Here is a 1,433-nt window from a genome sequence, read left to right on the forward strand (position 1 = left end):
GCCGTCCTCGTCCCCGACGCGCTCGGCATCCTTGACGACGTCCAAATCGGCCGCTGAAATCCGAAACTTTCGAAATTGCCCCGGTTTCGAAAGTTTCGCACCACACTCCCTTCTTGACGACGGAAATGGAACGGTCCTACCGTTTTCATATTCGTTACATCGGAAGGGAGAACCCCGTGTCCGGTTCGCGGCTCCGCCCTGCCCTCGTCCTGCTGGTGGCTACTCTGCTCGCCGCAACGGGAATGGTCACGCTGGCCTCGGGCGCCGCCGCCGCGGTCGAAGACGACGGCGCCGACTGCCCGGTTTCGCTGCCCTCCACGTTCCCGTCGACGGCCAAACTTCCTGATCCCTTCAAGAAGATCGACGGCACCCGCATCACGTCGAAGTCCGACTGGCGGTGCCGTCGCGAAGAGATCAAGAAACTCGCGGAACGGACGATCTACGGCCAGAAACCGACGAAGCCGGCCAGCGTCACGGGGAGCGTCACGGCCACGAACATCACCGTGAACGTCACCGAAAACGGCCGCTCCGCCAGTTTTTCCGCGGGTGTCCAGCTGCCGAGCGGAACGGGGCCGTTCCCGGCCGTCTTCGTGGTCGGCGGATTCGGCGCGGACACCGCGACGATCCGGGCCTCCGGCGCCGCCGTGATCAGTTACGACCCCTTGGCCGTCGGCAAGGAAGGGACGCCGCGGAACAACAAACAAGGGGCGTTCTACAGCATTTACGGTTCCTCGAGCAGTACCGGGCTGCTGGCGGCGTGGGCGTGGGGGGTGAGCCGGATCATCGACGTCCTCGAGCAGTCGGGCGGGCAGGTGCTGAAGCCGGACGCGCTGGGCGTCACGGGCTGTTCGCGGTACGGCAAGAGCGCCTTCGCGATCGGTGTGCTGGACCAGCGCATCGCGCTGACGATGCCGATCGAGTCGGGCACCGCCGGCGTCCCGGCGCTGCGCGCGATCCCCGGCGAAAGCGGGTCGCAGGGGCTGAGCAACGCCTACGGGGAACAGCCGTGGTTCGGCGACGCGTTCAGCGCGTACACCGGCAACCCCGCCGGGCTGCCGGTGGACACGCACGAACTGGTCGGCATGGTCGCGCCGCGCGGGCTGTTCATCATGGAGAACCCGCACATCGACTGGCTGGGCGCACGTTCGGGCAGCGTCGCGGCACTGGCGGGCGCGGAGGTGTACCAGGCGCTCGGCGCGGGCGCCAACATCACGTACTGGTCGGACGTCCAGGACGGCACCCACTGCGCGTCCCGGCCCGAGTGGCGGACGCCGTTGCAGCAGAACATCCAGAAGTTCCTGCTGAAGACAGGTGGTGCGGCGGGGACGTTCCGGATTTCGGCGAAGAAGGCGGGCAAGCTGGCGGAGTGGCGCGACTGGACGACACCCACGCTGAGCGACGGCCCGGGCACGACCACCACGCCCACCACCCCG

1 protein-coding gene is annotated in these 1,433 nt (G+C 67.6%); it reads left to right on the forward strand.

The features are described 5' to 3' along the window. Positions 1–176: 176 nt before the first annotated feature. The coding region (locus CCN39_RS41745; RefSeq protein ID WP_208630620.1) for a glucuronyl esterase domain-containing protein at positions 177–1,433 on the forward strand (1,257 nt) is incomplete at its 3' end.

Source organism: Amycolatopsis kentuckyensis, from assembly GCF_002155975.1.
GTDB classification, from domain to species: Bacteria; Actinomycetota; Actinomycetes; order Mycobacteriales; family Pseudonocardiaceae; genus Amycolatopsis; species Amycolatopsis kentuckyensis.